At 70.6% G+C, this 26317-nt stretch carries 25 protein-coding genes and 1 tRNA gene; 2 read left to right on the top strand and 24 right to left on the bottom strand.

Going from position 1 to position 26317, the window contains the following annotated elements; genetic code table 11:
- Nucleotides 1–5 precede the first annotated feature (5 nt).
- The 11 genes from solA to FPZ12_RS05365 form a co-directional block, all read right to left on the bottom strand.
- The gene (gene solA / locus FPZ12_RS05415) at nt 6–2390 is read right to left on the bottom strand and encodes an N-methyl-L-tryptophan oxidase (RefSeq protein WP_208025754.1); all 2385 of its coding nucleotides are present in this window, start codon (nt 2388–2390) and stop codon (nt 6–8) included.
- 5 nt (nt 2391–2395) lie between these two features.
- Entirely contained in the window at nt 2396–3841 is a 1446-nt protein-coding gene (locus tag FPZ12_RS05410; RefSeq protein WP_144746168.1) for an aldehyde dehydrogenase family protein, read from the bottom strand.
- 14 nt (nt 3842–3855) lie between these two features.
- Entirely contained in the window at nt 3856–4647 is a 792-nt protein-coding gene (locus FPZ12_RS05405; RefSeq protein ID WP_144746170.1) for a creatininase family protein, read from the bottom strand.
- On the bottom strand, nt 4640–5407 hold the full coding sequence (locus FPZ12_RS05400; protein ID WP_144746172.1) for an amidohydrolase family protein: 768 nt from the start codon (nt 5405–5407) through the stop codon (nt 4640–4642). Before FPZ12_RS05400 ends, FPZ12_RS05405 begins: the two co-directional genes overlap by 8 nt.
- Complete coding sequence (locus FPZ12_RS05395) at nt 5404–6396, bottom strand: ABC transporter ATP-binding protein (RefSeq protein WP_144746174.1); 993 nt, start codon at nt 6394–6396, stop codon at nt 5404–5406. The genes FPZ12_RS05400 and FPZ12_RS05395 overlap by 4 nt, the downstream gene beginning before the upstream one ends.
- A complete protein-coding gene (locus FPZ12_RS05390; protein WP_144746176.1) occupies nt 6386–7459 on the bottom strand; it encodes an ABC transporter permease in 1074 nt (357 codons plus the stop codon). Before FPZ12_RS05390 ends, FPZ12_RS05395 begins: the two co-directional genes overlap by 11 nt.
- The gene (locus tag FPZ12_RS05385) at nt 7456–8307 is read right to left on the bottom strand and encodes an ABC transporter permease (protein WP_208025753.1); all 852 of its coding nucleotides are present in this window, start codon (nt 8305–8307) and stop codon (nt 7456–7458) included. The genes FPZ12_RS05390 and FPZ12_RS05385 overlap by 4 nt, the downstream gene beginning before the upstream one ends.
- The gene (locus FPZ12_RS05380; RefSeq protein ID WP_144746178.1) at nt 8304–9992 is read right to left on the bottom strand and encodes an ABC transporter substrate-binding protein; all 1689 of its coding nucleotides are present in this window, start codon (nt 9990–9992) and stop codon (nt 8304–8306) included. Before FPZ12_RS05380 ends, FPZ12_RS05385 begins: the two co-directional genes overlap by 4 nt.
- Nucleotides 9993–10076: 84 nt before the next feature.
- Nucleotides 10077–10871 (bottom strand): N-acyl homoserine lactonase family protein, encoded by a 795-nt coding sequence (locus tag FPZ12_RS05375; RefSeq protein ID WP_166462582.1) that lies wholly within the window; start codon nt 10869–10871, stop codon nt 10077–10079.
- Nucleotides 10868–11644, bottom strand: coding sequence for an ATP-binding cassette domain-containing protein (locus tag FPZ12_RS05370; protein ID WP_144746182.1), 777 nt, complete (start codon nt 11642–11644; stop codon nt 10868–10870). Before FPZ12_RS05370 ends, FPZ12_RS05375 begins: the two co-directional genes overlap by 4 nt.
- Complete coding sequence (locus FPZ12_RS05365) at nt 11641–12885, bottom strand: metal-dependent hydrolase family protein (RefSeq protein ID WP_208025752.1); 1245 nt, start codon at nt 12883–12885, stop codon at nt 11641–11643. Before FPZ12_RS05365 ends, FPZ12_RS05370 begins: the two co-directional genes overlap by 4 nt.
- 32 nt (nt 12886–12917) lie before the next feature.
- Here FPZ12_RS05365 and FPZ12_RS05360 point away from each other — a divergent pair, with 32 nt between their 5' ends.
- Nucleotides 12918–13394: a cytidine/deoxycytidylate deaminase family protein gene (locus tag FPZ12_RS05360; protein WP_144746186.1), complete on the top strand. Its 477-nt coding sequence runs from the start codon at nt 12918–12920 to the stop codon at nt 13392–13394.
- Nucleotides 13395–13604: 210 nt separating this feature from the next.
- Here FPZ12_RS05360 and FPZ12_RS05355 read toward each other — a convergent pair whose 3' ends face one another.
- From FPZ12_RS05355 to FPZ12_RS05310, 10 genes are read right to left on the bottom strand one after another with little or no spacing between them, the layout of a single operon-like run.
- Entirely contained in the window at nt 13605–14396 is a 792-nt protein-coding gene (locus tag FPZ12_RS05355; RefSeq protein ID WP_144746188.1) for an SDR family NAD(P)-dependent oxidoreductase, read from the bottom strand.
- A 4-nt stretch (nt 14397–14400) separates the two neighbouring features.
- Nucleotides 14401–14814 carry an aconitase X swivel domain-containing protein gene (locus tag FPZ12_RS05350; protein ID WP_144746190.1) on the bottom strand — a complete coding sequence of 138 codons (414 nt, stop codon included), beginning with the start codon at nt 14812–14814 and terminating at the stop codon, nt 14401–14403.
- A complete protein-coding gene (locus FPZ12_RS05345) occupies nt 14807–16078 on the bottom strand; it encodes an aconitase X (RefSeq protein ID WP_144746192.1) in 1272 nt (423 codons plus the stop codon). Before FPZ12_RS05345 ends, FPZ12_RS05350 begins: the two co-directional genes overlap by 8 nt.
- A 7-nt stretch (nt 16079–16085) precedes the next feature.
- Nucleotides 16086–17429: an FAD-dependent oxidoreductase gene (locus tag FPZ12_RS05340; RefSeq protein ID WP_144746194.1), complete on the bottom strand. Its 1344-nt coding sequence runs from the start codon at nt 17427–17429 to the stop codon at nt 16086–16088.
- The gene (locus tag FPZ12_RS05335; RefSeq protein WP_144746196.1) at nt 17426–18196 is read right to left on the bottom strand and encodes an alpha/beta fold hydrolase; all 771 of its coding nucleotides are present in this window, start codon (nt 18194–18196) and stop codon (nt 17426–17428) included. The genes FPZ12_RS05340 and FPZ12_RS05335 overlap by 4 nt, the downstream gene beginning before the upstream one ends.
- Complete coding sequence (locus tag FPZ12_RS05330) at nt 18193–18984, bottom strand: ABC transporter ATP-binding protein (RefSeq protein ID WP_144746274.1); 792 nt, start codon at nt 18982–18984, stop codon at nt 18193–18195. Before FPZ12_RS05330 ends, FPZ12_RS05335 begins: the two co-directional genes overlap by 4 nt.
- 8 nt (nt 18985–18992) lie before the next feature.
- Nucleotides 18993–19769: an ABC transporter permease gene (locus FPZ12_RS05325; protein WP_144746198.1), complete on the bottom strand. Its 777-nt coding sequence runs from the start codon at nt 19767–19769 to the stop codon at nt 18993–18995.
- Entirely contained in the window at nt 19766–20596 is an 831-nt protein-coding gene (locus FPZ12_RS05320) for an ABC transporter permease (RefSeq protein ID WP_144746200.1), read from the bottom strand. Before FPZ12_RS05320 ends, FPZ12_RS05325 begins: the two co-directional genes overlap by 4 nt.
- Entirely contained in the window at nt 20596–22305 is a 1710-nt protein-coding gene (locus tag FPZ12_RS05315; RefSeq protein ID WP_144746202.1) for a dihydroxy-acid dehydratase, read from the bottom strand. The genes FPZ12_RS05320 and FPZ12_RS05315 overlap by 1 nt, the downstream gene beginning before the upstream one ends.
- Before the next feature lies 1 nt (nt 22306).
- On the bottom strand, nt 22307–23296 hold the full coding sequence (locus tag FPZ12_RS05310) for an ABC transporter substrate-binding protein (RefSeq protein WP_166462581.1): 990 nt from the start codon (nt 23294–23296) through the stop codon (nt 22307–22309).
- A 201-nt stretch (nt 23297–23497) separates the two neighbouring features.
- Here FPZ12_RS05310 and FPZ12_RS05305 point away from each other — a divergent pair, with 201 nt between their 5' ends.
- Complete coding sequence (locus FPZ12_RS05305) at nt 23498–24286, top strand: IclR family transcriptional regulator domain-containing protein (RefSeq protein ID WP_144746206.1); 789 nt, start codon at nt 23498–23500, stop codon at nt 24284–24286.
- Between the two features lie 454 nt (nt 24287–24740).
- On the opposite strand, the gene FPZ12_RS05300 is transcribed toward FPZ12_RS05305, so the two are convergent.
- From FPZ12_RS05300 to FPZ12_RS05290, 3 genes are all read right to left on the bottom strand, one after another.
- Nucleotides 24741–24813: transfer RNA gene (locus tag FPZ12_RS05300), tRNA-Ala, on the bottom strand.
- A gap of 106 nt (nt 24814–24919) precedes the next feature.
- On the bottom strand, nt 24920–25702 hold the full coding sequence (locus FPZ12_RS05295) for a DsbA family protein (protein WP_144746208.1): 783 nt from the start codon (nt 25700–25702) through the stop codon (nt 24920–24922).
- A gap of 5 nt (nt 25703–25707) precedes the next feature.
- On the bottom strand, nt 25708–26232 hold the full coding sequence (locus FPZ12_RS05290; protein WP_144746210.1) for a MauE/DoxX family redox-associated membrane protein: 525 nt from the start codon (nt 26230–26232) through the stop codon (nt 25708–25710).
- Nucleotides 26233–26317 lie beyond the last annotated feature (85 nt).

The following is a 26317-nucleotide window of genomic DNA, read 5'->3' as shown; positions in this document are numbered from 1 at the left end:
CGCCCTCACACCGGATCCCGCTCGGACAGCCGCGCCGGGGACAGGAACGCGAGATCCTCACGCGGGCGGCCGAGGACGAGGTCGGCCAGCGCGGCGCCGAGCGCCGGGGCGAACTTGAACCCGTGCCCGGAGCACGCGCTCGCCACGAACACGCCGGGCTGCCCGTCGACGGGGCCGACGAGGAACCGCCGGTCGCCCGTCATCGTGTAGCGGCACACGAGGCTCTCCCCCACCCGGCCCGCGCCGGGCAGCAGCCGCGCCGCGATGCCTTCCAGCAGCGCCAGTTCGGCCGCCGTGGCGGGCTCCGCCGGGACGTCGGGGTCGATCGCGGGCCCGGTGTCGAGCCCGATCTTCACACCCCGGCCGTCGAGCGCGGGGATGCCGTAGGCGAGCCCCTCCGGCAGCTCCGCGGAGAAGCAGCCCAGCCTCGGCGGCCCGAACAAATCCGTTGTGGCGGCGGGGAAATACGCGTTCACGATGCGGATCGGGGTCAGTTCGCCCGCGAAACCGGGGAGCAGGCTCCCGATCCACGGTCCCGCGCACACGACCAGCGCGCGGGTGAGCAGCCGCGCCCGCGGGGTGTGCACGGCGATCAGTTCGCCCTCGCGCTGCCAGCCGAGCACCGGCTCACGTTCGCGCACCCGGGCACCGGCCGCGACGGCCAGCCGGAGCTGCGCCCGCAGCGCGGCCTCGGCGTCGATCACCCCGGCCGCGGGGTCATGGACAGCTGTCCAGCCCTCGGTCAGCCGCAGCGCCGGCGCGACGCGTGCGGCCCCGGCGGCCGTCAAGTCCTCGCAGCCGGGACCGCGCAGGCCCGCGGGCTCGCCGGGCGGCCGGGCGTAGATCCCGCCAGTGGTCCGGACCAAGGACGTCGAGGCGTCCCGGCTCAGCCGGGCCCACCCCTCGTAGGCCTCGTCCACCAGCGGGTCCCAGACCGGGTCCGGGTAGGCCCGGCGGATCATCCTGGTCGCGCCGTGCGACGAGCCGCGGTCGTGGCCGAGCCGGAACCGTTCCACCCCGGTCACCCGCAGCCCGCGCCGCGCCAGCTCGTGCAGCGTCGCGCGGCCGTGCACGCCGAGGCCGACGACGACGGCGTCGAGCACGTCCGGCGCGGGCCGGGCGACCGCGCGTTTTCCGTTGGCCAGCACCGAGATGATCGGATCGGGCTCGGCCGGCGCCGGGATCCGCGGCGCCGCCCGCCGCGTCCGCGCGGTGATCTCGCGCATCGCTTCGACGAGCGCGTGGACATCGGCGTCGTCGTTGTAGACGTGCGCCGACGCGCGCAGCACGGCGGGGAGGTCGCGGGCCGCGAGGTCCCAGCGCCCGTGCGAGGCGGGCACGGTGACCAGGTGCACGCCGCGCGCGGCCAGCTCGTCGCGGACCTGCCCGGCCGGCGTGCCGGGGACGGCGAACGTGACGATCGCGCCACCCGCGGCAGGCGGGTCGACGACCCGCACACCGTCCACTTGCGACAGTTCGGTGCGGATCCGCCCGCCGAGCCCGGCGAGCCGCCGGGCCACGGCCGGAGCACCGAGAGCCGCCAGGTCGGCGAGCGCCGCGCCCAGCCCGAGCCGCAGGGCGTGCGCCGCCTCCCACAGCTCGAACCGGCGGGCTCCCGGCTCCACGACCCACTCGCGCTCGTGGGTCCAGCGCGCGCCGCGCACGTCCGGCGACAACGGGGCCAGCAGACCCGCCAGCGCGGACGACGCGTACAGCAGCCCGGTTCCCCGCGGTCCGCGCAGGAACTTTCGGCCGGTGGAGACGAGCAGGTCGCAGCCGATGCGGCGCACGTCGATTTCGAGCTGTCCCAGCGATTGCGTGGCGTCGAGCAGGAACGGCACGCCCTCGCGGCGGCAAAGCGCGCCGATCCGCTCGACGGGTTCGACGAGCCCGGACGAGGTCGGCACGTGCGCGGCTGTCACCAGCGCGACCGGCCCCGAGCGCAACGCCCGGTCCAGCGCGTCGAGATCGACCCCTCCGTCCGGGGCGTTGTCGAGGACCTCCACCCGGATTCCGCTCTCCCGTTCCAGGGTGAGCAGGTTCAGCGCGCTGCTGACGTAGCTGGAGCGCGCCGCGAGCACCCGGTCTCCGGGCTGCAGGCGCAACGCCGCGACGGCACGCTGCCAGCCGGCGGTCGCACTTTCCACCAGCGCGATCTCGTCGGGCCGGGCACCCAGCGCGTCCGCGGCGAGCCGGTACACGCCGTCCAGCCGGGGCGCGGCCTGCCAGGCCGCCTCGTACCCGCCGATCGCCGACTCCAACTCCAGGTGCGCCACGACCGTCGCGACCGTCTCCGCCGCGGGGATCGCGGCCCCGGCGGCGTTGAAGTGATGCCCGGTGGCCACTCCGGGGGTCCTGGCCCGCTCGGCCGCGACGTCCACTTCGCTCACGCCACTCACCAGGCCGCCGTGACGCTCTTGAGGACGGTGAAGCCCTCCACCGCCGCGTCACCGAGGTCGCGGCCGAACCCGGACTGCTTGATCCCGCCGAACGGCACGGCGGAGTTGAACTCGTTGTAGGTGTTGATCCACACCGTGCCGGCCTCCAGCTCGGCCGCCATCCGGTGCGCGCGGCCGAGGTCCCGCGTCCACACACCGGCGGCGAGGCCGTACTCGGTGTCGTTGGCGAGTGCGAGCGCCTCGGCGTCGGTGTCGAAGTCGAACACCGTCAGCACCGGGCCGAAGATCTCTTCCCGCGCGGTCCGCGAGTCCGGCGACACTCCGGTTAGGACGGTCGGCTGGACGAAGAAACCGGGACCTGGCAAGGCGGAGCCGCCGGTGAGCACTTCACCTTCACCGAGCTCCAGGTATCCCGTGACGCGTGCGCGCTGCGCCTCGGACACCAGCGGCCCGACGGTGATTCCACCCGACAGCCCGTCGCCGACGCGCAGGTTTTCCACGAGTGGCACGAGCGCGGACACCAGTTCGTCCCGGATCGACCGGTGCACCAGCAGCCTGCTCCCGGCGGTGCACATCTGGCCGGAGTGGGCGAAGATCGTCCGCGAGAGCATGGGCAGCAGCCGCCCGAGATCGGCGTCGGCGAAGACGATGTCCGGCGATTTCCCGCCCAGTTCCAGGGTGACCGGGACGATCCTGGCCGACGCCGCGGCCATCACCTCGCGCCCGACCTGAGTCGAGCCGGTGAAGGAAACCTTGGCGACACCGGGGTGGCGCACGAGCGCGGCGCCCGTCCGCCCGTCGCCGGTGAGCACGTTCACCACGCCTTCGGGCACCCCGGCTTCGAGGCACAACGCAGCCAGCCGCAAGGTGGTCAGCGGGGTCTGTTCCGCCGGTTTGACCACGACAGTGCAGCCCGCGGCCAGCGCGGCCGCGATCTTCCACGCGGCGATCATGAACGGGAAGTTCCACGGCAGGACCAGCGCGGCGACACCGACCGGCTGGCGCAGCGTGTAGACGTGCCTGTCCGGCGCGGTCGGCTGCACGTGCCCAGCGAGGCGCACGGGTGCGCCCGCGTAGTGGCGGATGGCGTCCAGGCCGAGTCCCACGTCCCCGCGCGCTCGTTCGATCGGTTTGCCGTTGTCCAGTGTCTCCAGCACCGCCAGGTCCTCGGCCGCGGCCTCGACGAGCGAAGCCAACCGCACGAGCACTTCCCGTCGCCGCTCCGGCGGCAGTGACCGCCAGCGCCCGTCGGCGTGTGCCGCGGCGGCCGCCCCGACCGCGGAGTCCACTTCGGACTCCCTGGCCAGTCCGGTCCGGGTGAGGACCGCTCCGGTGGCGGGGTTGAGCACGGGCAGCAGTTCACCCGCGCCGTGCGTCCACGCACCGCCGAGCAACATCGGCTCGAGCTCCGCGATCGGCGGCCTGCTGATCGTCTGCGTCATGCGCCTCTCCTGTCTCAGCGGGGCTGCGGCCACGGTTCGGCGATCGCGGCGGCCACGGCACGCGCGGTCGTCTCGATGCACCGGGCCATCTCGGCCGCGCCGTGCGCGGCGGTGGCCTGGTCGATCTCGCGGCCCCACACGCCGCTCCGGCTGACCTGATCCGTGCGGTAGTCCCAGAAGCTGTCGGTGTCGGTGAGCGAAACCACCCGGTCCATGTGCACCGCGTCCGGGTCGATGTGCAGCATCAGCGAGGTCTCGAAGAAGTTGGCGTGCATCAGTGCGCGCCCGTAGGTGACCCGTCCGTCCACTTCGGACCCGGGGTACATCGTGACGTAGGCGAGGTAGCGGACGCGGGCGTCGTCGTAGCGGGTGCGCAGTTTCTCCGCGGACACGTCGAGCGCGCCGCTGTTCCAGGTGTGCCCGTTGAGCAGGATGAACTGCCGGATCCCCGACGCGTACAACGAATCGAGGACATCCTCGACGAGCCGGATCATCGTCTCCGGGCGCAGCGCGATGGTGCCGGGGAAATCGCCGTGCGAACCCGAAACGCCGAACTGAAGCGGCGGTACGACGGGTACTCCGGTGAGCGCCGACACGCCGAGCGCGACGTGCTGCGAGACTTCGGTGTCCACGCACAGGGCCATGTGCTGCCCGTGCTGTTCGGTCGCGCCGACGGGGACGATCGCCGCGTTCACCGCCCCGGCCAGCGCGCCGATCTCCGGTGCGGTCAGCCGTTCCCACCGAACCGGGGTTCCGCTGCCGCCCAGTTCCTTCGCCAGTTCCGCGGGCACCTCGGGCTCACGCATCGGCCAGTCCCAGCAGCCGCGCCATGGTGGCGCCCTCGACGAGCGCGCGATCGGCCTCGTCGGGTATCGCCTTGGCGATCTTCATGCGTTCCAGGTCGAAGTCGTGCCCCGGCCATTCGGTGCCCATGACGATCTTTTCCGGGCCGAGGCGCGAATACGCGCGCCGCACGTCCGACAACAAGGTCGCCGAAGTATCCAGGTAGATGTTGGGGTTGCGCTCGGCGACCGTGATCGCGTCGGGCACGTTCCAGACCGCCCCCATGTGCCCGATGATCGTCGGCACCTCCGGGAAGCCCTTCGCGATCTCCTCGATCGCCAGCGGGTGGCAGAAGGGATCGTCCAGCGCGTTGATCAGCACGATCAGCCCGCGCTCGGCGCAGACGCGGAAGAGCGGGTCGAGCAGGCCGTGGTCGGAGACGAAGTAGCCGTGCAACGTCGGGTGCAGCTTCAGCCCCGGCAGCCCGGCGTCGGCGATCCGCGCGACCTCGGCCGGCGCGTCGTCGTCCTGCGGGCGGACCTGGCCGAACCCGAACAGCCGCTCGGGGAACTTCGCCGCCAGCCCGATGATGAAGTCGTTCTCGATGCGCTGCGCCAGCGAGCACACCATCGCCTTGTCCACGCCGGCCGCGTCCATCTGCTCGAGGAGGCGGCCGGGGTCGAACGGACTGTACGGCGGGGGCTGTTCGCCGGGCCGCACCCCGGTCAGGTAGTCGGACCGGCCACGCACGTCCTGCGCGGTGTTGTAGGCGTCGATGATCACGAAGTGCTCCCTTTTTCCTCAAGCCAGCAACGGAAAGCGCGCCCGGGCGCGAGCTCGCGCGTCGGCGGCGGCTGGGCGCAGCGGTCGTGTTCGTGGCCGCAGCGGGCGGCGAACCGGCAGCCGGCCCGTGCCGCCGCGGCGGCCGTGAACACGGGCACCGAGCCGGGAATGGTCTGCAGGCGCTCCGGTTTCGGGCCCCGCAATCGCGGGATCGCGCCCAGCAGGCCCTGGGTGTAGGGATGCCGTGGCGCGGAGAGTACGTCGGCGACGGCACCGGTCTCGACGATCTCGCCCACGTACATCACGCTGACCTCGTCGGCGTACCGCGCCACCACCCCGAGGTCGTGGGTCACCAGCAGCACGGCGGTGCCGTGGTCGGCGCACAGGGTGCGGACGAGCCCCAGGATCTGGGCCTGGATGGTGACGTCGAGCGCGGTGGTCGGCTCGTCGGCGACGAGTACCTTCGGCCGGCACGCCAGCGCGATGGCGATCATCACCCGCTGCCGCATCCCGCCGGAGAACTCGTGGGGGTAGGCCCGCAGGGCCCGCCCGGCGTCCGGGATCCCGACCTCGTCCAGCAGCTCCGCCGCCCGCCGCATCGCGTCCTTTTTGGACAGATGATCGTGCAGCCGCGCCATCTCGGCGATCTGCCTGCCGACGCGGTGCAGCGGGTTGAGACTCGTCATCGGGTCCTGGAAGACCATCGACAGCTCGGCGCCCCGCAACGCCCGCATCCCCGGCTCGGCGAGCTCGACGAGGTTGCGCCCGCCGTAGCCGATCTCGCCGGAGATCGTCGCGCCCCCACCCCGCGTCAGGCCCAGCACGCTCAGCCCGGTCACGCTCTTGCCCGAACCGGACTCGCCGACCAGCGCGTGCACCTTGCCCGGGGTCAGCGCGAGATCGACCCCGTCGACGGCGAGCACCCGTTCGTCGCCGGCGCCGAAGCCGACCTTCAGACCGGTAATGCGCAGGACTTCCTCAGTGGGCACGGCGTGTCCTCGGGTCGATGGCCAGCACGGTCAGGTCCACCACGGCGTTGACGAGCGTGAACAGCAGCCCGATCGCCAATGCCGCTCCTTCCACCAGGAAGTAGTCACGCCGCCCGACCGCCTCGACGAGCAGGCTGCCGACGCCCGGATAGGAGAAGACGGCCTCGGTGATCACCGCGCCCCCGAGCAGGGAACCGAACTGCAGTCCCGAGACCGTCAGGATCGGCACCGCCGCGTTGCGCAGGACGTGCCCGAGCGCGATCCGGCGTTCGGTGAGCCCCTTCATCCGCGCGGTCCGCACGAAACCCTGCGCCGACGCGGTCAGGCAGGCCTCGCGGGTGATGCGGCAGACGAACCCGGCGCACGTCGCGGCGAGCGTGAGCGCGGGCAGGATCAGGTGCTGCAGCCAGGGGCCGATCAGGTCGAACCGCCCCTGGACGAAAGCGTCGATGAGCACGAAGCCCGTGGTGGGCGTGTAGTCGACACTCGTGGGCAGCCTGCCGAAAATCGGCAGCCAGTCCAGCCAGACGCCGAACACCACGACGGCGAGCACGGCGAGCGCGAACCAGGGCAGGCTGAACCCGACGGTCGCCCCGCCGCGGATCACCGAGTCCAGCCACGTGCCGCGATAGCGCGCGGCCACGATCCCGGTGAGCACACCGGCCACTGTGGACACGATTCCGGCGGCGACGGCGAGCTCGATCGTCACCGGCAACGCCGAGCCGAGCAGTTCCGAAACCGGGCGGCCCGAGTAGAACGACTCCCCGAGCCGCAGGTGCGCCAGCCCGTCGAGGTAGCTCCAGAACTGCGAGAAGAGCGAACCGTCCAGCCCCAGACTGCGCCGCAGTTCCGCCAAATCCTGTGGGGTGGCGCCGTTCATCGTCGCGGCCAGCTGCTGCGCGGCGTCCCCCGGCAGCGCGTGCACCACCAGGAACACCACCACGACGACCACGAACGCGATCACCGGGACCAGCAGTAACCGGCGCAGCACCGGCGAGGCGAGCAGCCCGCCGCCCCGGCGCGGCGCCACCACGGGCGCCGGCGGCCGTTCCGTCGTGGTCATCGGCGGCTCCCCGTCTCGAAGGCGTCGGCGAGATCGTCGCCGGCGAAGTTGCAGGCGACCGCGAACACCGTGATCAGCAGGCCCGGCCACAGCACGAGACCCGGGTTGGAGAACATGAACTCCTGCCCCGCCTTGACCATGTAGCCCCAGTCCGGGGTGGCGGCGTCCAGCCCGAGCCCGAGGTACGACAGCGCCGACGCCAGTCCCGCCGCGACCGCGAGCGTCGAAGTCGCCTGCACCAGCAGTGCTCCCGAGAGGTTGGGCAAGATCTCCCGCCGGAGGATGGTCAGCGGGGGAACACCCAGCGCGCGGGCCGCGCGGACGTAGTCCTGTGTCCGCTCGCGCAAGGTGAGATTCCGTGCCAGGCGGGCGAAGTAGGGGATCTGGGAGACGGTGATCGCGAGCGCGGTGTTCACCGCTCCGCCACCGAGCACGGCGACCATCAGGATCGCGACGAGCACCAGCGGGAACGCGAGCACCACGTCCATCGCGCGCATCACGACCCCGTCCGCGGCGCGGCCGAAGAACCCGGCCACCATGCCGAGCGCCGACCCCGCGACCGCGGCCAGCGCGCTGCTGGCGACGGTGACCAGCAACAGCGGCCGTCCGCCGTAGAGCAGCCGCAGGAGCAGATCACGGCCGAGGTCGTCGGTGCCGAGCAGATGTCCCGGCGAGAACGGCGGTAGCAGCTGTTCCGCGTTCTGTGCCAGCGGATCGCCCGGCACCACGAGCGGGCCGACCAGCAGCACCAGGACGTAGAGGGCGAGCAAAGCCCACGCCACCACCGCGACCGGGGTGCGAGCGAGCCTGCGGGCCGACCACCGCCGGGCGAGGAGGCTCGCGGTCATTCCTTGAACCCCGCGGTCTCCAGCAGCATCCGCTGGCTCGACAGCGCCGCGGCGTTGACCCCGCCCACCTCCGAGCTGGAGACGACGATGTTCTGGCAGTGCCCGATCATCGAGATCGCCATGAACTTCTCGGCGAAGAACCGCTGCGCCTGACTGTAGGCACTCTTGCGCGCGGCCGCGTCGCTCGTCTGCAGGCCCTGCACGAGCAGGCCGTCCAGCTGCCCGACGGCCGCACTGTCCAAAGTGGCGTGTCCGGTGCCGCGGGTGGCGTAACTTCCCGAGGAGGACAGCATGTTGTTGACCAGGTCCTCGGGATCGGGCACGTAGCCGTTGCGCTCCCACAAGGCCAGCTGGTGCCCCTTGAGATCGAAAACCTTGCTGGAGAACGTGCCGGGGTCGTAGAGCTTCACCGCCGGCGCCAGCCCGATGGCCTTGAGGTTCGCCTCCAGGATCTGTGCCGCCTTGGGATACCAGTTGTTGTTCTGGGCGATCAGCTCGATCGCCCGGCCTGCCGCGCCGGCACTGGTGACAAGCTGCGTCGCGCGCGCCACGTCGTAGGCCGACAGGTCCGCGAGCGACTCGTCGTAGCCGGTCTCCGACGACGGCAGCAGGTAGCCCTTGGGCTCGTCGGCGTAGCCGAAGAACGCGTTCTGCGCGATCTGCGCGCGGTCGATGCAGAAGTTGATCGCCTGGCGGACCCGGATGTCGGCGAGCGCCGGGTCGGTGGTGTTCATGAGCAGGAAGATCGCGTCACGGCGCGGGGTGTTGTAGACCGTGACCTTCGGGTTGGCCGAAAGCGCCTTGGCCGCGGAGTGCGCGACGAAAGACGAGGCGGTGATCTGGCCGCTCTGCAGGCCCGCGTTCAGCGACGACGGGTCGGTCACCTGCTGCAGCACGAGGCGGTCGATGAGCGGACTGCCCCCGAAGTAGCCGGGGTAGGCCTCGAGGGTGATCGACTGCTGCGGCACGGCGGACACGAGCTTGAACGGCCCGGCGCCCACGAGGTGCTGGCCGATGCCGGTCCCGTACTTGTCCAGCGCGGCCGAGGACACGATGCGCGCGGACAGGTCGGACAGCCGGGAGAGGAACGTCAGATCGGGCTGGGACAGGCTGATCTCGAAAGTCCGCTCGTCCACCGCGCGCACTCCGGTCACGCTGCGGTTCGTGGATCCGCGCAGCGGGCGGGTCGAGGCGGCGGGGCGGCTCGGGTCGGCGTCGAGCAGCTGCCGGTTGAACGAGCGCACGCAGTCCTGGGCGGTGAACGGGGAGCCGTCGTGGAAGGTGATCCCTTGCCGCACCGTCAATGTGAGCGTCTTGCCGTCATCGGAGAGCTTCGAACTCTCCGCCATCGCCATCTTCGGTGTAGTCGAGTCGAAGTCGATCGTGGTCAGGCCCCGGCACACGCAGTCGACGCCCATCCAGTCACCGAGTGTCGTGTAGACGGCCGGGTCCAGCACACCGTTGGTGCCGTCGATCGCGAACGTGACGGTGCCGCCCTTGCGCAGCTTCGCCATCTCCCCGTTCGCCCCGCTGGCGCCGGGGTTCTGGCTGCACGCGGCGAGGAACGCGCCCAGCGGCATCGCGGCCAGGCCCACCGCGCCGGCCCGGACGAGGAAGCCCCGCCTGCTGAGGGCGACCGGCAGCACGAGGTTGCCCTCCTGATCGCGCAATGGCTTGTCGCTCATGGGTTTCCTCCACAGGGCCCGGCATGGCTTCCGCAGCGACACTAAGCAATATTGGATCCACTTAGCTAGATCTCGGATCCTGTTTTAACGAGCCGGATACAATCCTGGCTCCTGCCAGGCCCACCAGTCCGGGTCGTGGCCCGGCCACACCTCGGTCGCCGGCTGCCGGTCGAGTTCGTGCAGACGCCGGATGGCGACGCGCGCGGCGACGGGATCGGTGGCCCAGCCACAGGCCCGCGGGCCGGTGATGTTGGCGCGCAGGTCGGCCGCGTCACAGGCGAGCACGACCGTCCGCCCGGCGAGGCCGATCCGGAACGACTGATGCCCCGGCGTGCGCCCGCGAGTGTCCAGTGTGGACAGACCGGGAGCCAGTTCCGTTTCCCCGTCGAGCAACCGGACGTCCAGCCCCGGCCGGAGGTAGTCGTCGCGGGCGTAGACGTGCCGTGCGTCCGCTTCCGTGGTGGCGAACTCCCATTCGGCACGTTGAACGAGCACCGGTGGACCGCCTTCGAGCAGCCGGAGGCCCCCGGTGTGGTCGAGATGGAGATGCGACAGCGCGCAACCGCTGAGCCGCCGCCAGTCCAGCCCCGCGGCGCGAACCTGGTCCACGAGCGGATCTCCGGGTGGGAGAAGCGCGGTGTAGCTGTCGTAGTTGTACCGCGCGGCCCGCCTGGCGGGGTCGCGCACGGCGTCGGTGTCGAAGCCGGAGTCCAGCAAGACCCACGCGTCGTCGTAGCAGACCGCCGCGGCGGTGACGGGCTCGAGCAGGAAGCGGGCCGGATCGCCGCCCTCGATCGACACGGACTCGCGGATCGGCTCGTACCCCAGCACGAAGCGGTACAGCGCTCGCGGCGTTCCGGTGACGCCGGGCAGTGTCACGAGGCCAGTGCCGCCGGCTCCACCAGATCGGGGTCGGGCACGGCCGCCAGCAGTTTGCGGGTGTAGTCGTGGCGTGGCGCGGTCACGAGGTCTTCGGTATCGCCGGTTTCGACGAGCTCTCCCTGATACAACACGGCGATCCGATCGGCGAGGTGCCGCACCACGGCGATGTCGTGCGAGACGAACACGATGGACAGCTCCAGCTCCGCCCGCAGGTCCGACAACAGGTTCAGCACCTGCGCCTGAACCGAAACGTCCAATGCGGACACCGGCTCGTCCGCGATGAGAACCTTGGGCCGCACCGCGAGCGCGCGGGCAAGCACGACCCGTTGCAGCTGTCCGCCCGAGGCCTGCGCCGGGTACCGATCGAGGAACGAGTCGTTCAGGCCCACGTGCGCGAACAGCCCGGCCAGCTCAGCGCGGCCGGGCAGCTTGCCGCTCCGGGCCGCGGCGGCTTCCGCGACCGCGCGCCCGAGGCGGCGGCGCGGGTTGAGCGCGCTCGCCGGGTCCTGGAAGACCATCTGCAGATCGAGGCGCACCGCCTTCGGCAGCTTCAGCTTGGGGGAAAGCGGCGTGCCGTCGTAGACGACCGCACCGGCGTACGGCCGTTCGAGTCCGGCCAGAGCCCGGCCGAGGCTCGACTTGCCCGAGCCCGACTCGCCGACCACGCCCAGGGTCTCGCCGGGCCCGACGCCGAGACTCACCCCGCGCACGGCGTGCTTCGCGCCGTAGGCGATGTGCAGATCACGGGCTTCCAGCAGGTACTCGCTCATACGGTGGCACTCCCGGTCTTTTCCTTGGCGCGGAAGAGCTCCGCGGTGTCCTTCTCCAGCTGCCCGTCCTTGAGCACGAGCACGATGTTCGCCGGATCGGCGAGCACTCCGATCCGCGTCAGGGGATCGCCGTCGGCGACGACGAGGTCGGCGCGTTTGCCGGGCTCCACCGTGCCGAGTTCGCCGTCGACCCCGCACAACCGGGCGGCCGCGGAGGTACCGGCGACGATGGCGGCCATCGGGCTCAGGCCGAAGTCGACGAGCAGCTCCAGCTCACGCAGGTTCGTCCCGTGCGGCACGAGTCCGGCGTCGGTGCCCAGCGCGACGGGTACCCCGGCGGCGAACGCCCGCGCCAGTCGCTCACGGGCGGTGCCAGTCCAGCGGCGGCGGTCGGACGCCTCGGGTTCACGGAGCAAAGTGGACAGTGTCGGAACCAGAAAAGTCCCGCGCTCCACCATTTCGCCGATCGTCGCGTCATCGAGGTGGTAACCATGCTCGATGCTGCGGACGCCCGCGCGAACGGCATCGCGGAGGCCAGGGCCCGCCTGGGCGTGCGCGGCGACGGCCACGTCACCGTGCCGGGCGGCCTCGGTCACCACGGCTTCGATCTCCGCCGCGGACAGCCCGCCGTGCGCGGGTTCGCCGCGCGGGCTGCTCATCCCACCGGACGCGGCGATCTTCACGCAGTCCGCGCCTTCCTGCAGCACCGCACGCGTGGCGCGGACGAACGCGTCCGGGCCGTCGGCGACCGCTCCCCCACCCGAACCGCCGGTGAGGTCGACGCCGTTCGCGCTGCGCCAGTCGCCGTGTCCGCCGGTGATGCTGAGGATCCGGATCGCGATCAGCACCCGGGGTCCGCGGATCAGCCCGCGCTCCACCGCGAGTTTGGTGCCGAGGTCGGCGCCGGACAGATCGCGCACCGTCGTCACGCCGGCCAGCAACGTGTCGCGCAGGTTCGGCACCGACTGCAGGACGCGCAGGCTTTGCGGGGCGGTGAGCCGGGCGAGCGCATCGCCCTCCCCCGGCCGCATCGTGAGATGGGTGTGGCAGTCGAAGAAGCCGGGCAGGATCGTGCGACTGCGGACATCGATCACGTCGGCGTTCGGCGGAGCCGCGAGCCTCGCGCGGGGACCGGCCCAGGTGATGAGACCGCTTTCGCAGAGCACTGCGGCGTCCTCGACCGGCGGCCTGCCGGTCCCGTCGATGAGCCGCCCACCGACGAAGACCAACGGGCGCGTCACCACAGGTCCACGTTTTCTGGGATCCTATTTTCATGGAATCGTATCCAGGCGTGACCGACACCGACCTCTGGCAGCAGGCGGTTTCCTTGCTGGGCCGCGGGTATCGGCATGAACGGCACGAAGTCGCCGCCGCGTTGCGCACCCGGGGCGGCGCGGTGTTCACGGGCCTGCACGTGGCCGGCTCGGCGGGCCGGTCGTCGATCTGCGCGGAAGGCGTGGCACTCGGCGCCGCCCTGACCGCGGGCGACCGCGACGTCGAAGCCGTCGTCGCGGTGCTCTACCGGCCCGCGGGGACCGTCCGAGTGATCGCGCCGTGCGGCGTATGCCGCGAACTCCTGTACGACTACTGCCCGGACGCCTCGATCTACCTGCACGAAGGCACGGAACCGACACCGCCCGGCGACCGCTCCCCCGGAATCGGTTTCACCACGGCGACCGCGGCGCCGGGCGTGGCCCGCCGGGTCGCGGTCCGGGACCTCATGCCCGGCAAGAACCCGCGTGCCTGGTGACCAGCAGGGCGAGCAACACACCCAAACCTCCGAGGACCGTTTCCGTCTTCTTCCAGCAGCCCCACCGTAAGCCGGACTGGATCCGCAAATCACCATATGGGATCCAATGTTTACACCTTGGACACACGACACACAGGAACCAGCGCCGTCGCCCCTGTTAGGGGGAGCCGGAGGAGAAGCCGCATCGCCGCGGCCGGCGGCGGCTCGTGATCATTCTCGGGGCGAGTTGCCGGGGAGTGTGCCGGCGAGCACCTGGGTAAGCACCGACGCGCCACCGTCGACGACGTGAATCCCGCCGGTGAGCCAGCCGGAGCCAGGGGCCGCGAGCAGCAGGGCCAGGTCCGTCACGTCGGAAGGCTGTCCCCAGCGGCGGGCCGGGATCGAGTCTTCCCAGGCCGCGACGGCCGCTTGCGGGCGTGGGCCCGTCCCGCCGATGTTGGTCACGACGGGGCCGGGGGCGATGGCGTTCACGCGGACCCCGTGCCCGGCGAGCTCGAGGGCTGCCTGCTTCACCAACCCGACGACGGCATGCTTGGAGACCACGTAGGGGTAGCTCACGCGCGGCTCCGGTCGTAGCCCCGCCGTCGACGCGGTGACGACGATACTGCCGTGCTGCTGCCGCTTCATGATGTGCGCGGACTCCTGCAGGCACGAGAACAGGCCGTCGAGGTTGACCGACAGCACCCGGCGCCAGGCGTCGAACGACAACTCGTCGACAGCGCCGCCGTCCTGGAGCATCGAGGGGACGCCGTTGATTCCCGCGTTGAGGAACGCCGCGTCCAGCGACTCCACCCGCTCGAACAGCGACCGCACCGCCGCCGGATCGCCGACGTCGCAGATGTGCGCGACCCCGCCGAGTCCGGCGGCGACTTCGTGCACCGTCTCGTCGATGTCCACCAGGTGCAGCTGTGCGCCTTCGGCGGCGCAACTCCGCGCCAGTTCGCGTCCGATGCCGCTGCCGGCACCGGTCACCAGCACCACTTGTCCGGTGAACCGTTCCATCTGCTCATCCCTCCCGCGATGGCGCGACGTGCACCACGCCGGTGTCGCCGTCGACGTCGACCCAGTCGCCCGTGCTGATCGTGCCGAAGGCGCCGAGGCCTGTCACCGCGGGCACCTTCAGCACGACCAGCCCGAGTGCCAGCTTGCTGTTCATGCGCGTGAACACGATCGCCACCGGGGCGGTGCCCACCAGTTTGGCGAGGTGGAACTGCCCGGACCACCCGGAGGACCCCTTGGCGCCGGGGATGACGAGCACGCCGCCTGCGAAACACGACCCGCGCTGAGGGTGCCGGTTCTCCACGATCGTGCCGGTCTTCGGGTCGATGCCGCCCCAACCGGAGATCGGCGCCGTGCACACAAGCGCGCGCCCGCTCGCGCGGCCGCCGACGACACCTTTGCCCCGTAACACTTCAGGCATCGGCCCACCGCCCGCACACCGCGGCGTCCACACAGGATTCGACGCTGCCGAACCAGCCCTGCACGCCGGTGATCGCGGGCAGGTAGTGCGCCTGCTTCGCGGAATCCGTCGCGAACACGCGCGTGCCAGGCGGGAGGAACTGCCCGATCGCCGGGCAGGTATCGGACAGCACCCGGCCACCGGCGCGTTCGATCGCCTCGACGTAGCCGTTGCGTTCGGCCTCGGTGCGCAGCGCGCTGGGCGTGAACACCCACAACGTCGTCGACGGCGCGACGCGGCGGCCTTCCAGCAGCCGCGCCACCTCGCGCACCTGCTCGAGCGCCGCATGGGGGCAGCCGATCATGACGAAGTCGACGTCACGATCGGATGCGGTGCGGCACAACGACTCCACGGTCGCCGCCCGCGCCGCCGCGTCGAAGACCGAGGTCACCAGCGGAGCCCGTCCGCCGAGCGCCTGCTCGGGTGTCGCGGCCTCCGGCGTCACCCCGGGCAGGTGGTACAGCTCGACGTCGCCCGAGGAGGCCGCCGCTGCGCCGAACTGCTTGAGCCGCACCGGATCCGGGCTGAGACCCGCGCCGACGAGTACCGGTACCGCGTCCTGCACCTGCTCGCCGACCCAGTAGCCGAAGACGTTCCAGTCCTCAGTGGACACAACGGGATGCCGCACCTCGATCAGGTGCGTGGCGCGGCGGTGCGCATCGAGGTGATAGCCGCAGTACGGGGTGCGGCCGGTGAGCATCGACGCGGCGGCGGACTCGCGGCCCTCAGTGTTCGTGCGGGCGCCAAGCACCGAGTTGATGTAGACGACCGCGGAGGACTCCATCCACGCGCAGTGCTCGCCGTAGCGGGGCACGTTGCCGACCTGATACGGCGTGCAGGTGGAATGCAGGTCGACCCCTTTCTCCGCGAGATAGCGTTCGCTCTCGGTCATGGCGTCGGCATCGGCCCGTGAAATGCCCTGCACGTCCCAATGCTCGCGGTCGCGAGGGCCGATGAGCTGGCAGCTGTGCGCACGGAACGGCGGCACGTCGACGGTTTCGTCGAGGTCGAGGGAGAACCGCGAGAAGAGCGCGGCCGGGTCCGCGGTGCCGAGGACACGGGCGTGACGGGGGCCGAAGATGTTAGCACCGCAAACGTTGTCGGTGTCGATCAGCCGTTCGGCGCCCATCAGCTCGCCGTACCGCACGAGCAGTTCCAGCGCCGCCCGCACCGCGCGCCCTTCGTTCCCGGCGAGCATCCGTTCGTCGGCCGGACTCAGCAACATGACACCCTCACACGCTCAGCCATGCGCCCTCGCTTTCGAGTTCGGTGCGCAGCCGCGCGACATCGACGTCCGCGACTTTCCCGTCGCCCTCGAGCGCGAGATGGGCGGCGGTACCGGCGGCCTGGCCCATCGCGAAACACGGCCCCGCCACGCGCGCGGCCGACTGCCCGCCGTGGGTCATCGCCGCGCAGCGGCCGGCCACGAGCAGGTTCGACGGCCCGTCAGCCGGCAAGAGCATCCGGTACGGGAGCTGGTTGCAGCCGACGGGATCTTCGCCGTAGGGCCAGCGGATGTCGAGATCACCGTCCACATGCGCCTCGACAGGCCAGCCGTTGAGGCCGATCGAGTCCTCGAAAGTCGCGCAGGAACGGACATCTTCCTCGGTCAGCACGTACTTGCCGATCAGCCGCCGGGTCTCGCGGATGCCGATCTCGGGCCCGATGTCGACGATATAGGCGCGTTCGAACCCGGGCACCTTGCCGCGGATGAACTCGAACACCTCCTGCGCCTGCGCGCGCCCCTGCACCTCCCCACTGGTCAGCTGCCACACGTCGGTGCCGTCGATCGCCGTGCCGTCGGGGTTGCGCAGCTGGGTGGCGTTGGCTCGCCACTCGAGATCGTCCCGCTGGGGGCGGACGATCGCGCCACGGCGCGGGAACTTCGGCCGTCCGGCGGCGACGGCCTCGTCCATCATGCGCGGCAGGATCTTCCACGCCGGCCCGGCGCGTTCACCGTCGACGGCGTTGATGCGGAACATGGTGGAGGGGAACAACATTTCGCCGTGCGGGTCCGCTTTCTCGTGCGAAGCCCCGGTCCAGGCGAGCAGGTCCCCGTCACCGGAGCAGTCGATGACCACCTGCGCGTGCAGCACCCCGCGCCCGGACTTGGACTCCACCACGACTCCGTCCACTGTGGACCCACCGGTGACGGCGCCGACCGCGAACGCGTGATACAGCAACTGCGCGCCGGCGGCAAGAACGTGCTCGTCGGCCGCGCGGCGGTAGGCGGGGATGTCGTAGGCCTGCGCCTGAATGCGGTCGGCGAACGACAGGTGCGGCGCGCGTAACCCGCCGAGCCGGTCGATGCGCTCGAGCAGTTCCGTGGCGTGACCGCGCACGGTGAGCACGTGCTCGCCGTGAACGTTGGAGTACATGCCGCAGAACGTGGACAGCCCGCCGCCGGTGCCGGCGCCGCCGAGGTAGCCGCTTTTTTCGACCAGCAGGGTGCTGCGCCCAGCGCGGGCGGCCGCGGTCGCGGCGGCGAGCCCGGACGGGCCGCCACCGAGTACGACGACCTCCCACTCGCCGAGGATCGGTGTTTCGCGGGCGGGTTCGGTGACGAAGGCGTTCACGAGGTGACCTCCTGGCTGTTCCAGTGCGCGGTGAGCAGTTCGTGCAGCGCGTCGGGCACTTCCTGGGTAAGCAGATGACCGGCGCTGGGCAGTGGCACGCGACGCGCGCCCGGCACGGCGGTGGCGATCAGCTCGGCGTGGTGTGCCGGCACGACCGCGTCAGCGAGGCCGTGCACCGCGAGGACGGGACAGCGGATGTCGGCGAGCCGGTCGCGCAGATCGGTGCCCGCGATGGCCGCACAACAGCCGGCGTAGCCCTCCTGGTCCAGCCTGTCCACTTCGGACACTGTGGCGGCGATCAGCATCGACGGCGCGGCCGCGGTGGCCGGTGAGTACCAGCGACCGAGCAGCCCGTGGCTGGCGACGGTCATCCCGTCGCGGCGGACGGCGGCGGCACGGCCGTGCCAGAACCCGGGCTCGTCGGCGAAGACCGGTGAGTTGACGGTCACCAGGCTGCGCACCCGCTCCGGGTGGCAGGCGGCGAGCGCGAGGCCGACGATGCCGCCGAGGCTCACCCCGACGACATCGGCGGACTCGATGCCGAGGGAATCCAGCAGCCCCATCGTGTCCGCGACGAGATCGGCCAACGCGTACGGACCGGGGAGACTCGGCGACTCACCGTGGCCGCGGTGATCGAAACTGATCACGCGGCGGTTTTCCCGCAGCCGGGAACGCTGCGGTTCCCACATCGCGCGCGTGGTGCCGAGCGAAGCCGCGAGCAGGACGGGCGCGCCCTCGCCTTCGTCGCTGTACGCGAGTCCGGTCATGCGGCCGCTCCCGCGGCGCGGCGGCCGGCCTTGGCGTCCTGGATGCCCTGGTGTACCCGGGCCCGCAGTTCGGTGAACTCGGGCGTCGCGCGCGTGGTCACCTGGTCGCGTTCGGCAGGCAGGTCGATCCGGACGTCGTCGAGCACGTGCGTCGGCGAGGCCGACAGCACGATCACGCGCTCGCCCAAGTACACCGACTCGTCGATGTCGTGCGTGACGAACAGAGTCGTGATACCCAGATCGCGCCACAGCTTGCGCACAAGGTCCTCCAGATCGGCCCGCGTCTGCGCGTCGACCGCGGCGAACGGCTCGTCCATCAGCAGCACGTGCGGTTCGTAGGCGACCGCCCGTGCGATCGCGACACGTTGCTGCATCCCGCCCGACAACTGCCACGGGTACGCGCGCCCGGCATCGGCGAGGCTCACCGCGGCGAGCGCCTCCGACACCAGCCGGTCGCGCTCGGCCCGCGGCAAACCCTTCTGCCGCAACGGGAGATCGATGTTCTGCTGGACCGTCTTCCACGGGAACAGGCTGCGCCCGTATTCCTGGAACACCACGGCCATCCCGCGCGGCGGCCCGGTCACCGGGTCGCCGTCGAGCACGACGTCACCCGCGGTGGGCGTCACCAGTCCCGCCAGGCATTTCAGCAGCGTCGTCTTGCCCGCGCCGGACGGGCCGACGATGCAGGCGAACTCGCCGCGCGAGATCGAGAACGTGATGTTCCCGATCGCCTCGACGCGCCTGCCCTGTGCTTCGTAGACCTTCTTGAGGTTTCGCACCTCGACCATGTCGGTCATCAGCCGTTCCTCTTCTGCGCTTCACGCAGGCCCAGATACCAGCCGAGGGCCCGCTTTTCGATGAGGGAGAACAGTGCCGAGAGCACGAACCCGATGAGGCCGAGCAGAATGATGCCGCTCCACATCTGGGGAATCGCGAACGTGCGCTGGAACTGCACGATGGAGAACCCGAGCCCGTCGGTGGCGGCGAACATCTCGCCGATCACCATCAGGATCAGGCCGATGGACAGCGACTGCCGCAGCCCGGCGGCGATCTGGGGGCTCGCGGCAGGCAGCACGAGGTGCCGCAGCCGCGCCACCCACGTGAAGCGAAAGCTGCGGGCGGTGTCGACCATGACCTCGTCCGCGGCACGGACGCCTTCGACGGTGTTGAGCAGCACCGGCCACACGCAGCCGGAGACGATGACGAGGATCTTCGCCCCGTCACCGATCCCGGCCACGAGCGCGATCACCGGCACCAGCACCGTCGGCGGGATCGCGCGGACGAACTCCAGCACCGGTTCCGCGCCGCGGCGCAGGGCGTCGGTCAGCCCGAGCGCGACACCCAGCGCCACCCCGATCACGGCGGAGAGCGCGAACCCGGCGAGCAGCCGCACCAGACTCGGCACGACGTCGTCGGCGAAGCGCGCCGAGAACCACAGCTTCCCGAACCAGTCGAGAGTCTTCGACAGCGGCGGGAAATAGTAGTTGAAGCTGTTCGCGCTGGTCACCCACCACAGGGCCACCAGGACGATCGGCAAGCCGAGCGCGAGCAGCACGCGCTTGACGAACTTCATCGCGCACCTCCAGCCCGCCGGATGGACGGATGCCAGCTCAGGGTGAGCCGCTCACCGAACCGGAACAGCACGTTGACCAGCACCCCGAGCACCCCGGTCAGCAGCACCAGCGCGAACATCTCGGTCGTCGCGCCGCTGCTCTGCGCCACGGAGATCAGCTGGCCGAGCCCCGGGGTCCCGATCACCAGCTCGCCGGTGATCGCCAGCACAAGCGCGACCGCCGCCGCGAGCCGGATACCGGTGAACACGAACGGCAACGCCGTGGGCCACACGACATGGCGCAGCTCCGCCCACCACGAGAAGCCGTATGAGCGGGCGGTTTCCCGCGCGACCGGGTCGATGTCCTGCACGCCGTAGAGCACTTGCACGAGCACCTGCCAGAACCCGGCGTAGACGATGAGCGTCACCCCGGATTCGAAGCCGGTGCCGAAGATCAGGATGACCGCGGGGATGAGCGCGACCGACGGGATCGGCCGCAGGAACTCCACTGTGGACGCCGTGGCCGCCCGCAACCACGGCATCAGGCCGATCACGAAGCCGGCGACGACCCCGGCGGCGACTGCGATGGCCAAGCCGAGGAGCCAGGTGCGGACGGTCCGGCCCAGCGCCTCCCACAGTTCGGCGTGCCCGGCGTCGCGACCGAGTTCGGCGAGGACGGAGGACAGCGGCGGCAACGCGTCCCCGGCGATGAGCCCGGTCCGCGGGATCAGTTCGGCCAGCACGACCGCGGCCAGGATGCCGGTGATCGGGGCGACGGGACGCCGTTTCCGCCGCACCGGCGCGGTTTTCGCCGCCTCGGCGCGCGCCGGAACTTCGAGAACCTCCATCAAGCACCTCCTTCGCCCGGCCGGCACAGGCCGCCGCAGGTCCGCTCGCCCAGGACCGCGCCGCACGCGAGCGGCGTGACGGCGCGGTCGTAGGTGGCGAGCCAGCCGGGAGAGCGGTCCGTCTCGGCGGGCGCGATTTCCCGCGTCGCCAGCACTTCCGGGTCGACCTCGAGATCGACAGTGCGGGTGTTCAGGTCGATCGAGATCAGGTCGCCGTCGACGATCCGGCCCAGCGGGCCACCGATCGCGGCCTCCGGGTTGACCTCGCCGACGACGATGCCCTTGTTCACCAGCCCCGAGAGCTGCCCGTCGGTGACGACCGCCACCTGCTCACCAAGACCGGCCCCGTCGAGCGCGAACACGAACGACGACGCCATCGCCATCCCGGGCCCGCCGTGCAGTCCCATGCCGCGCAACACGACCACGTCCCCGGCCTGGACTTCGCCTGCCGCGAGGCCCGCGATCGCCGTCTCGCGGGAGGAGTAGCAGCGCGCCGGCCCGCGGAAGGTGGCCGGGCGCTCCTCGTCGACGGGCAGCTTGACGATCGCGCCCTCCGCGGCGAGCGAGCCCCGCACGACCACGATCGACGGCCGCCGTGAAAACGGGTCCGCGAGCGGGCGCACGATCTCGCGGTCCGGTTTCCCTTGGTCCGCGAGAACTTCACCCAGCGGCCGCCCGCTGACGCCGACGGTGTCGAGGTCCAGCAGCGGCATCAGCGTGGAAAGCACCGCATGCGCGCCGCCCGCGTCGTCGAGCTGCTCGATGAGATGCGGGCCGTTGGGCCGCACCGCGGTGAGCACCGGAACGCGGTCGGCGAGGTCCTCGTACAGCCGCCACACGTCGGTGTCCAGCCCCGCCTCGACCGCGATCGCCTGCAGGTGCTTGACCGAGTTGATCGAGCCGCCGACGGCGAGCATCAGCGTCACCGCGTTGCGGATCGCCGCCGGGGTCAGGATACTGCGCGCCGTCTGTCCGTTATGGACCATCTCGACGATGCGCTTTCCCGATTCCCGCACCGCTTTCCACATCGTCTCGCCGTTCGCGCGCGTCGGGGTGGTGCCCGGCAGCGCCATCCCCAGCGCCTCCGCGGCCATGTGCATCGTGTTGGCGGTGCCCATCCCGGCGCACACCCCAGGGCCGCGGATCGCGCGCTCGGACATCACGCGCAGGTCCTCGGCGGAGGTCCGGCCGAGCGCGGTGTGCCCGGCATGCAGGAACACCTCCTCGATGTCCGGGCCGCCGTCCGCGGCGAGCGCGCTGTGCTGGTACCCGCACGCGACGATCACCGCGGGCACGTCCATCCGGCCCGCCGCCATCACGTGCGCCGGCGCGGTCTTGTCGCACGAGCTCAGGCACACCATGCCGTCGAGCAACGCGCCCTGTACCACGACTTCGATGTCGTTGGCGATCAAGTCACGGGTGGGCAGGATGTACCGTCCGCCGGCTCCGGAGCTGGTCACGAAATCGGACGGGGCGGCGGTACGGATTTCGAAGGGGAGCCCGCCCGCAGCCCTGATCGCGTCCTTGAGGACCGGGACGATGTCGTCGAGGTGGGCGAAGCAGGCCGCGAGGTCCGACGAAGAGTTGACGATGGCGATCTTCGGCCGTGCCATCTCCTCGTCGGTCACGCCCAGTGAGCGCCATTCCGCGCGCCGCACCGCCCAGCGGGCGGTGCCGGCGTCCAGATGGCTACGTAGCTGGTCGGTCATGTCAGCCCGCCGCGCCCGACCACACGAGGTCGTCGTAGGACACGTCCGCACTGACGAGGTTGTACTGCTTGGCCGCCTTGACGAACGCGGCGACGGAGTCCTTCGAGATGCCCGGCGCGAAGGTGGGCAGCGTGACCTGGCTGACGACCGCCGGGTCGATCTTCATGAACGACGACAGCTGCCCGCGGACCTCGTCCGGATGGGCGTTCGCGTAGGTCAGCGACTCGTCGATCGCCGCCTTGAGCGCGGTGAACAGCTTCGGGTTCTGCTGCAGCTGCTGTTCGGAGGTGAAGTACGCCGAAGTGGTCAGGCTGCTCTTGGCCATGTCCAGATACGGCGAGGAAATCACGCGCGTGCCCTTGTTCGCGATGGTGTCGAACGGCTCCGCCGTCACCATCGCGTCGAGCGTGCCGTTGCCCAGCGCGGTCACCTGGTCCGGGAACGGCATCTCGACGAACTTCACCGCCGCCGGATCGCCACCCGCCGCCGACACCGCGACGTCACCGAGCATCTGCAGCAGGTTGTTCAGCGTGTTGACGCCGACCTTCTTGCCCACGAGATCGGCCGCGGTCCGCACCGGGCTGTTCTCCGGGACGCGGATCATCGACACGTCCTTGCCCTCGACGCCGGTCGAGTTCGAGCCCGAAGCGATCACCTTCAGCGGCAAGCCCTGCGCGCGGGCCGCAAGCACCGAGACGACGTTGCTGAACGCGAACTGGTACTGGCCGCTGATCACCGGGGGCACCAGCGCGGCACCGCCCTGCGCGGTGTTGATGTCGAGCTTGATCCCGCGGCTGGTGAAGAAGCCCTGCTTGTCGCCGAGGTAGAGGGCGGCAACGTCGATCACGGGGATGAACCCGGCCTGGACGGTTACCGGGGTCTGAGGGGTCGGGTCGAGGCCCGCTGCACTCCCGCCGCTCCCACAGGCGGTGAGGCTCAGTGCGAGTGCGGCCGCGAGTGCCGTTCTCCGGTTCATGGCGCGGAACTCCATCGTTCCTCCTGGTCGTCGCCCCATCGGCGGGGCCTGCGGTAGTGACTGACCGGAACCATACATTTTTGAACACACGTGCGCTAGTCGCACGCACAACCGTTCGCCTTGCGTACACTGCAGCTCGCGGCGCGCGTCGGACTTGCCCGGCGAGTGTGCGAGAGTTAGCGCCGTCGGACGGTGCGGGGGACGGAGGACGCAGGTATGGACCTTGGTGACGAGGGCACGGGCGAGGCGGATTTCGTCCAGGCGCTGGCGCGCGGGCTCGAGGTCATCCGGGCCTTCGACGCCGCACGGCCGGCCCAGTCTCTCTCCGACGTCGCGCGCGTGACGGGGCTGTCCCGTGCCGCCGTCCGCCGATCGCTGCTGACTTTTCAGAAGCTCGGCTACGTACGCAGCGAGGGCACCCTGTTCCAGCTCACTCCCAAAGTGCTCGAACTGGGCCACGCCTACCTGCGCGGGCTGAGCACCCCGCAGATCGCGGAACCGCACCTGAAGGACCTGATGCTCGACGTCCAGGAGACCACGGCGCTGTCGGTGCTCGACGGGGACGACGTCGTCCACATCGCCCGCATCCCCACCACGGGCGTCATCACGGTCTCGATCAACGTCGGCTCACGCTTCCCCGCCTATGCCACCGCGATGGGTCGCGTCCTGCTCGCGGGACTCGACGAGCAGGTGTTCACCGAGTACCTCGCCCGTGTCTCGTTCGAAGCCTTCACCGACCGCACCGTTCGCGACGCCGACCAGCTCCGGCAGATCGTGAAATCCGTGGCGGACAACGGTTTCTGCCTCGCCGACCAAGAACTCAACCGCGGGCTGCGCGCGGTCGCCGTGCCTGTCAGGGACCGGACGGGCGCCGTCATCGCCGCGGCGAACATCGCGGTCAGCGCCGGCCTGCGCAGTCTCGAGGAACTCCGCGCCATGGTGCCACGACTGCGGGAATGCGCCGCGGCGATAGAAAAAGACCTGCATCTCGTCGATGGCCCATGATCCCGCACGCGGGAAAGCAGGACGATCCCTTGGCCGGCTCAAGGACGCCGTGGACCCCAACGGCATCCTTGCCGCCGGCAAGCAAGGCATCTGGCCGCAGCGTCGGCGGCGGACGCGCTAGCTCCACTCCCGACCTGGTCCGGCCGCAGTGACAGCGACTTCTCCAACACCATCTCCGTGCAGTATTCGGCGAATTCTCGAGATGTGTACTGGGTGCCGCGGTGGAACACCCCGACGCCCCGACGGAAAACTCAATGCGCACAACGGAAACACCGTCGAGCCAACGCCACACGCGACACGCGACACGCGACACGCGACAAGATCGTGCCCCAGAACCGCCCCAGCCGGGACATCGCAGTCATCCGGATCGCGATCTTCAGAGATCAACACGCAAACACAAGAAAGCCCTTCCGACCAGCTTAGACAGCTAGATCGAAAGGGTCCCGTCGAAGAGTGGAGCTAAGGGGACTCGAACCCCTGACCCCCTCACTGCCAGTGAGGTGCGCTACCAGCTGCGCCATAGCCCCGTGCGCGAAGTGAACTCCGCGTCGCTTGTGTCTATACGGTACATGACCCCGAAAGCGGCCCTCACCGGGGGTCCGGCCGGCGCGCGGCGGACCCCCGGGAGCGGGATCAGCCCTGGCCGACGAGGGTGGTCAGCCAGTTCGGGTCCTGCCAGTTCAGTGACTGGCCGTTGTGCAGGATCGTCGGCGTGCCCTGGAAGTTCGGGTCCGCCGAGATGGTCTGCAGCGCCTGGTTGAGCTGCGCGTCGTACGTGCTGCCGTTGACGCAGTTGCTGAATTGGGTCGACGTGATGCCCAGGTCCTGGCCGAGTTTGATCAGCTGCGACTTGTCGTAACCGCGCTGTCCCTCTTCGGGTTGCTGCGCGAACAGGCTGTCGTGGAAGGCGGTGAACTTGCCTTCGTCCGCCGCGCACAGTGCGGCGTTGGCCGCGTCCAGCGAGTAACCGGGCGGGTCAGACCTGCTCGCCAGCAACGGGATCATGTGGTAGCTGATCTGCAGGTTCCCCGCCTCGATCTGCTGCTCCATCTGCGTCCCGTAGGTCTTCTGCAGCTGGCCGCAGTACGGGCACAGGAAGTCGGCGTAGATGTCGATCTTCGCCTTCGCGTCCGCCTTGCCGGACACGACGACCACGCCGTTCCGCTCGTTCGCGCTGTCCAGCGCCGGGTTCGCGGGCTGCGCGGCGATCGCCTGGCCCTCCGTGTCCTTGCTCGAGGACTTCGACCAGATCACGCCGCCGATGACGACCGCGGCGATCACGACCACGGCGATCACCGTGACGACCACCGTCCGGTTGCCACCACCGCCCGACCTGCCGCGTGCCTGAGCCACGGCCCGCGCCCCCGCGGACTGGTTCTGGCGACGCTTCCGCGCGGACCGCTCAGCTCCACCCACCTTGTTCAGATCCTTTCTGCTTCGCTCTGGTGCTCCGCGTCCGCGTGTACCTGCGCCTGCCCTGCACGCAGCCAGCCGTCGAGTGCGATCCTGGTGCGCGAGCGCACGATCAGCCAGCCGGCGAGTATGAGGAAGCCCACGTCACGGGCTATTTCCTGAGGATATTGGGTCTGCCCGTCGGCCACCTGGCCACCACCGCCGAAACATCCGCAGTCGATGGTCAGCCCCCGCGCCCACGACTGCGCGACGCCGGCGATGAACAACAGCAGCAGCACGGCGGCGACCGTCGCGGCGACCCTGGTGAACAGGCCGATCAGCAGGAACACGCCCAGCGCGAGTTCGAGCAGCGGCAGCGCGGTCGCCACGGGGTGCACGAGTCCGTCGGGGAACACCTGGTAGGCCTTCACCGCAAGGTAGGTCTGCCCGGGGTCGGAGATCTTGATCGAACCCGACACGAGCCACACCGCGGCCAGTCCGAGCCTGACCAGCGTGCCGACGACATCGAGTACGGCTTGGGATGGTCGGAACACGCACATAGGCTAGCCGCGGGTCCTGAGAAAGCTGTGAGGTCACGCCACCGGCCGGGGAGGGAGCAGTCCGTTGACCCTCGTCCGG

The sequence above is a fragment of the Amycolatopsis acidicola genome, assembly GCF_007713735.2.
In the GTDB taxonomy this organism is placed as follows: domain Bacteria; phylum Actinomycetota; class Actinomycetes; order Mycobacteriales; family Pseudonocardiaceae; genus Amycolatopsis_E; species Amycolatopsis_E acidicola.
This window is presented reverse-complemented; position numbering and strand designations above follow the sequence as displayed.

What these genes read in the sequence shown, in the direction of transcription:
- FPZ12_RS05380 (WP_144746178.1), bottom strand. Translation starts at nt 9,992, where the DNA reads ATGAGCGACAAGCCATTGCGCGATCAGGAGGGCAACCTCGTGCTGCCG.
- FPZ12_RS05390 (WP_144746176.1), bottom strand. Translation starts at nt 7,459, where the DNA reads ATGACCACGACGGAACGGCCGCCGGCGCCCGTGGTGGCGCCGCGCCGG.
- FPZ12_RS05345 (WP_144746192.1), bottom strand. Translation starts at nt 16,078, where the DNA reads ATGTTGCTGAGTCCGGCCGACGAACGGATGCTCGCCGGGAACGAAGGG.
- FPZ12_RS05410 (WP_144746168.1), bottom strand. Translation starts at nt 3,841, where the DNA reads ATGACGCAGACGATCAGCAGGCCGCCGATCGCGGAGCTCGAGCCGATG.
- FPZ12_RS05305 (WP_144746206.1), top strand. Translation starts at nt 23,498, where the DNA reads ATGGACCTTGGTGACGAGGGCACGGGCGAGGCGGATTTCGTCCAGGCG.
- FPZ12_RS05320 (WP_144746200.1), bottom strand. Translation starts at nt 20,596, where the DNA reads ATGGAGGTTCTCGAAGTTCCGGCGCGCGCCGAGGCGGCGAAAACCGCG.
- FPZ12_RS05385 (WP_208025753.1), bottom strand. Translation starts at nt 8,307, where the DNA reads ATGACCGCGAGCCTCCTCGCCCGGCGGTGGTCGGCCCGCAGGCTCGCT.
- FPZ12_RS05405 (WP_144746170.1), bottom strand. Translation starts at nt 4,647, where the DNA reads ATGCGTGAGCCCGAGGTGCCCGCGGAACTGGCGAAGGAACTGGGCGGC.
- FPZ12_RS05310 (WP_166462581.1), bottom strand. Translation starts at nt 23,296, where the DNA reads ATGGAGTTCCGCGCCATGAACCGGAGAACGGCACTCGCGGCCGCACTC.
- FPZ12_RS05355 (WP_144746188.1), bottom strand. Translation starts at nt 14,396, where the DNA reads ATGGAACGGTTCACCGGACAAGTGGTGCTGGTGACCGGTGCCGGCAGC.
- FPZ12_RS05330 (WP_144746274.1), bottom strand. Translation starts at nt 18,984, where the DNA reads ATGGTCGAGGTGCGAAACCTCAAGAAGGTCTACGAAGCACAGGGCAGG.
- FPZ12_RS05360 (WP_144746186.1), top strand. Translation starts at nt 12,918, where the DNA reads ATGGAATCGTATCCAGGCGTGACCGACACCGACCTCTGGCAGCAGGCG.
- FPZ12_RS05370 (WP_144746182.1), bottom strand. Translation starts at nt 11,644, where the DNA reads ATGAGCGAGTACCTGCTGGAAGCCCGTGATCTGCACATCGCCTACGGC.
- FPZ12_RS05325 (WP_144746198.1), bottom strand. Translation starts at nt 19,769, where the DNA reads ATGAAGTTCGTCAAGCGCGTGCTGCTCGCGCTCGGCTTGCCGATCGTC.
- FPZ12_RS05335 (WP_144746196.1), bottom strand. Translation starts at nt 18,196, where the DNA reads ATGACCGGACTCGCGTACAGCGACGAAGGCGAGGGCGCGCCCGTCCTG.
- FPZ12_RS05350 (WP_144746190.1), bottom strand. Translation starts at nt 14,814, where the DNA reads ATGCCTGAAGTGTTACGGGGCAAAGGTGTCGTCGGCGGCCGCGCGAGC.
- FPZ12_RS05315 (WP_144746202.1), bottom strand. Translation starts at nt 22,305, where the DNA reads ATGACCGACCAGCTACGTAGCCATCTGGACGCCGGCACCGCCCGCTGG.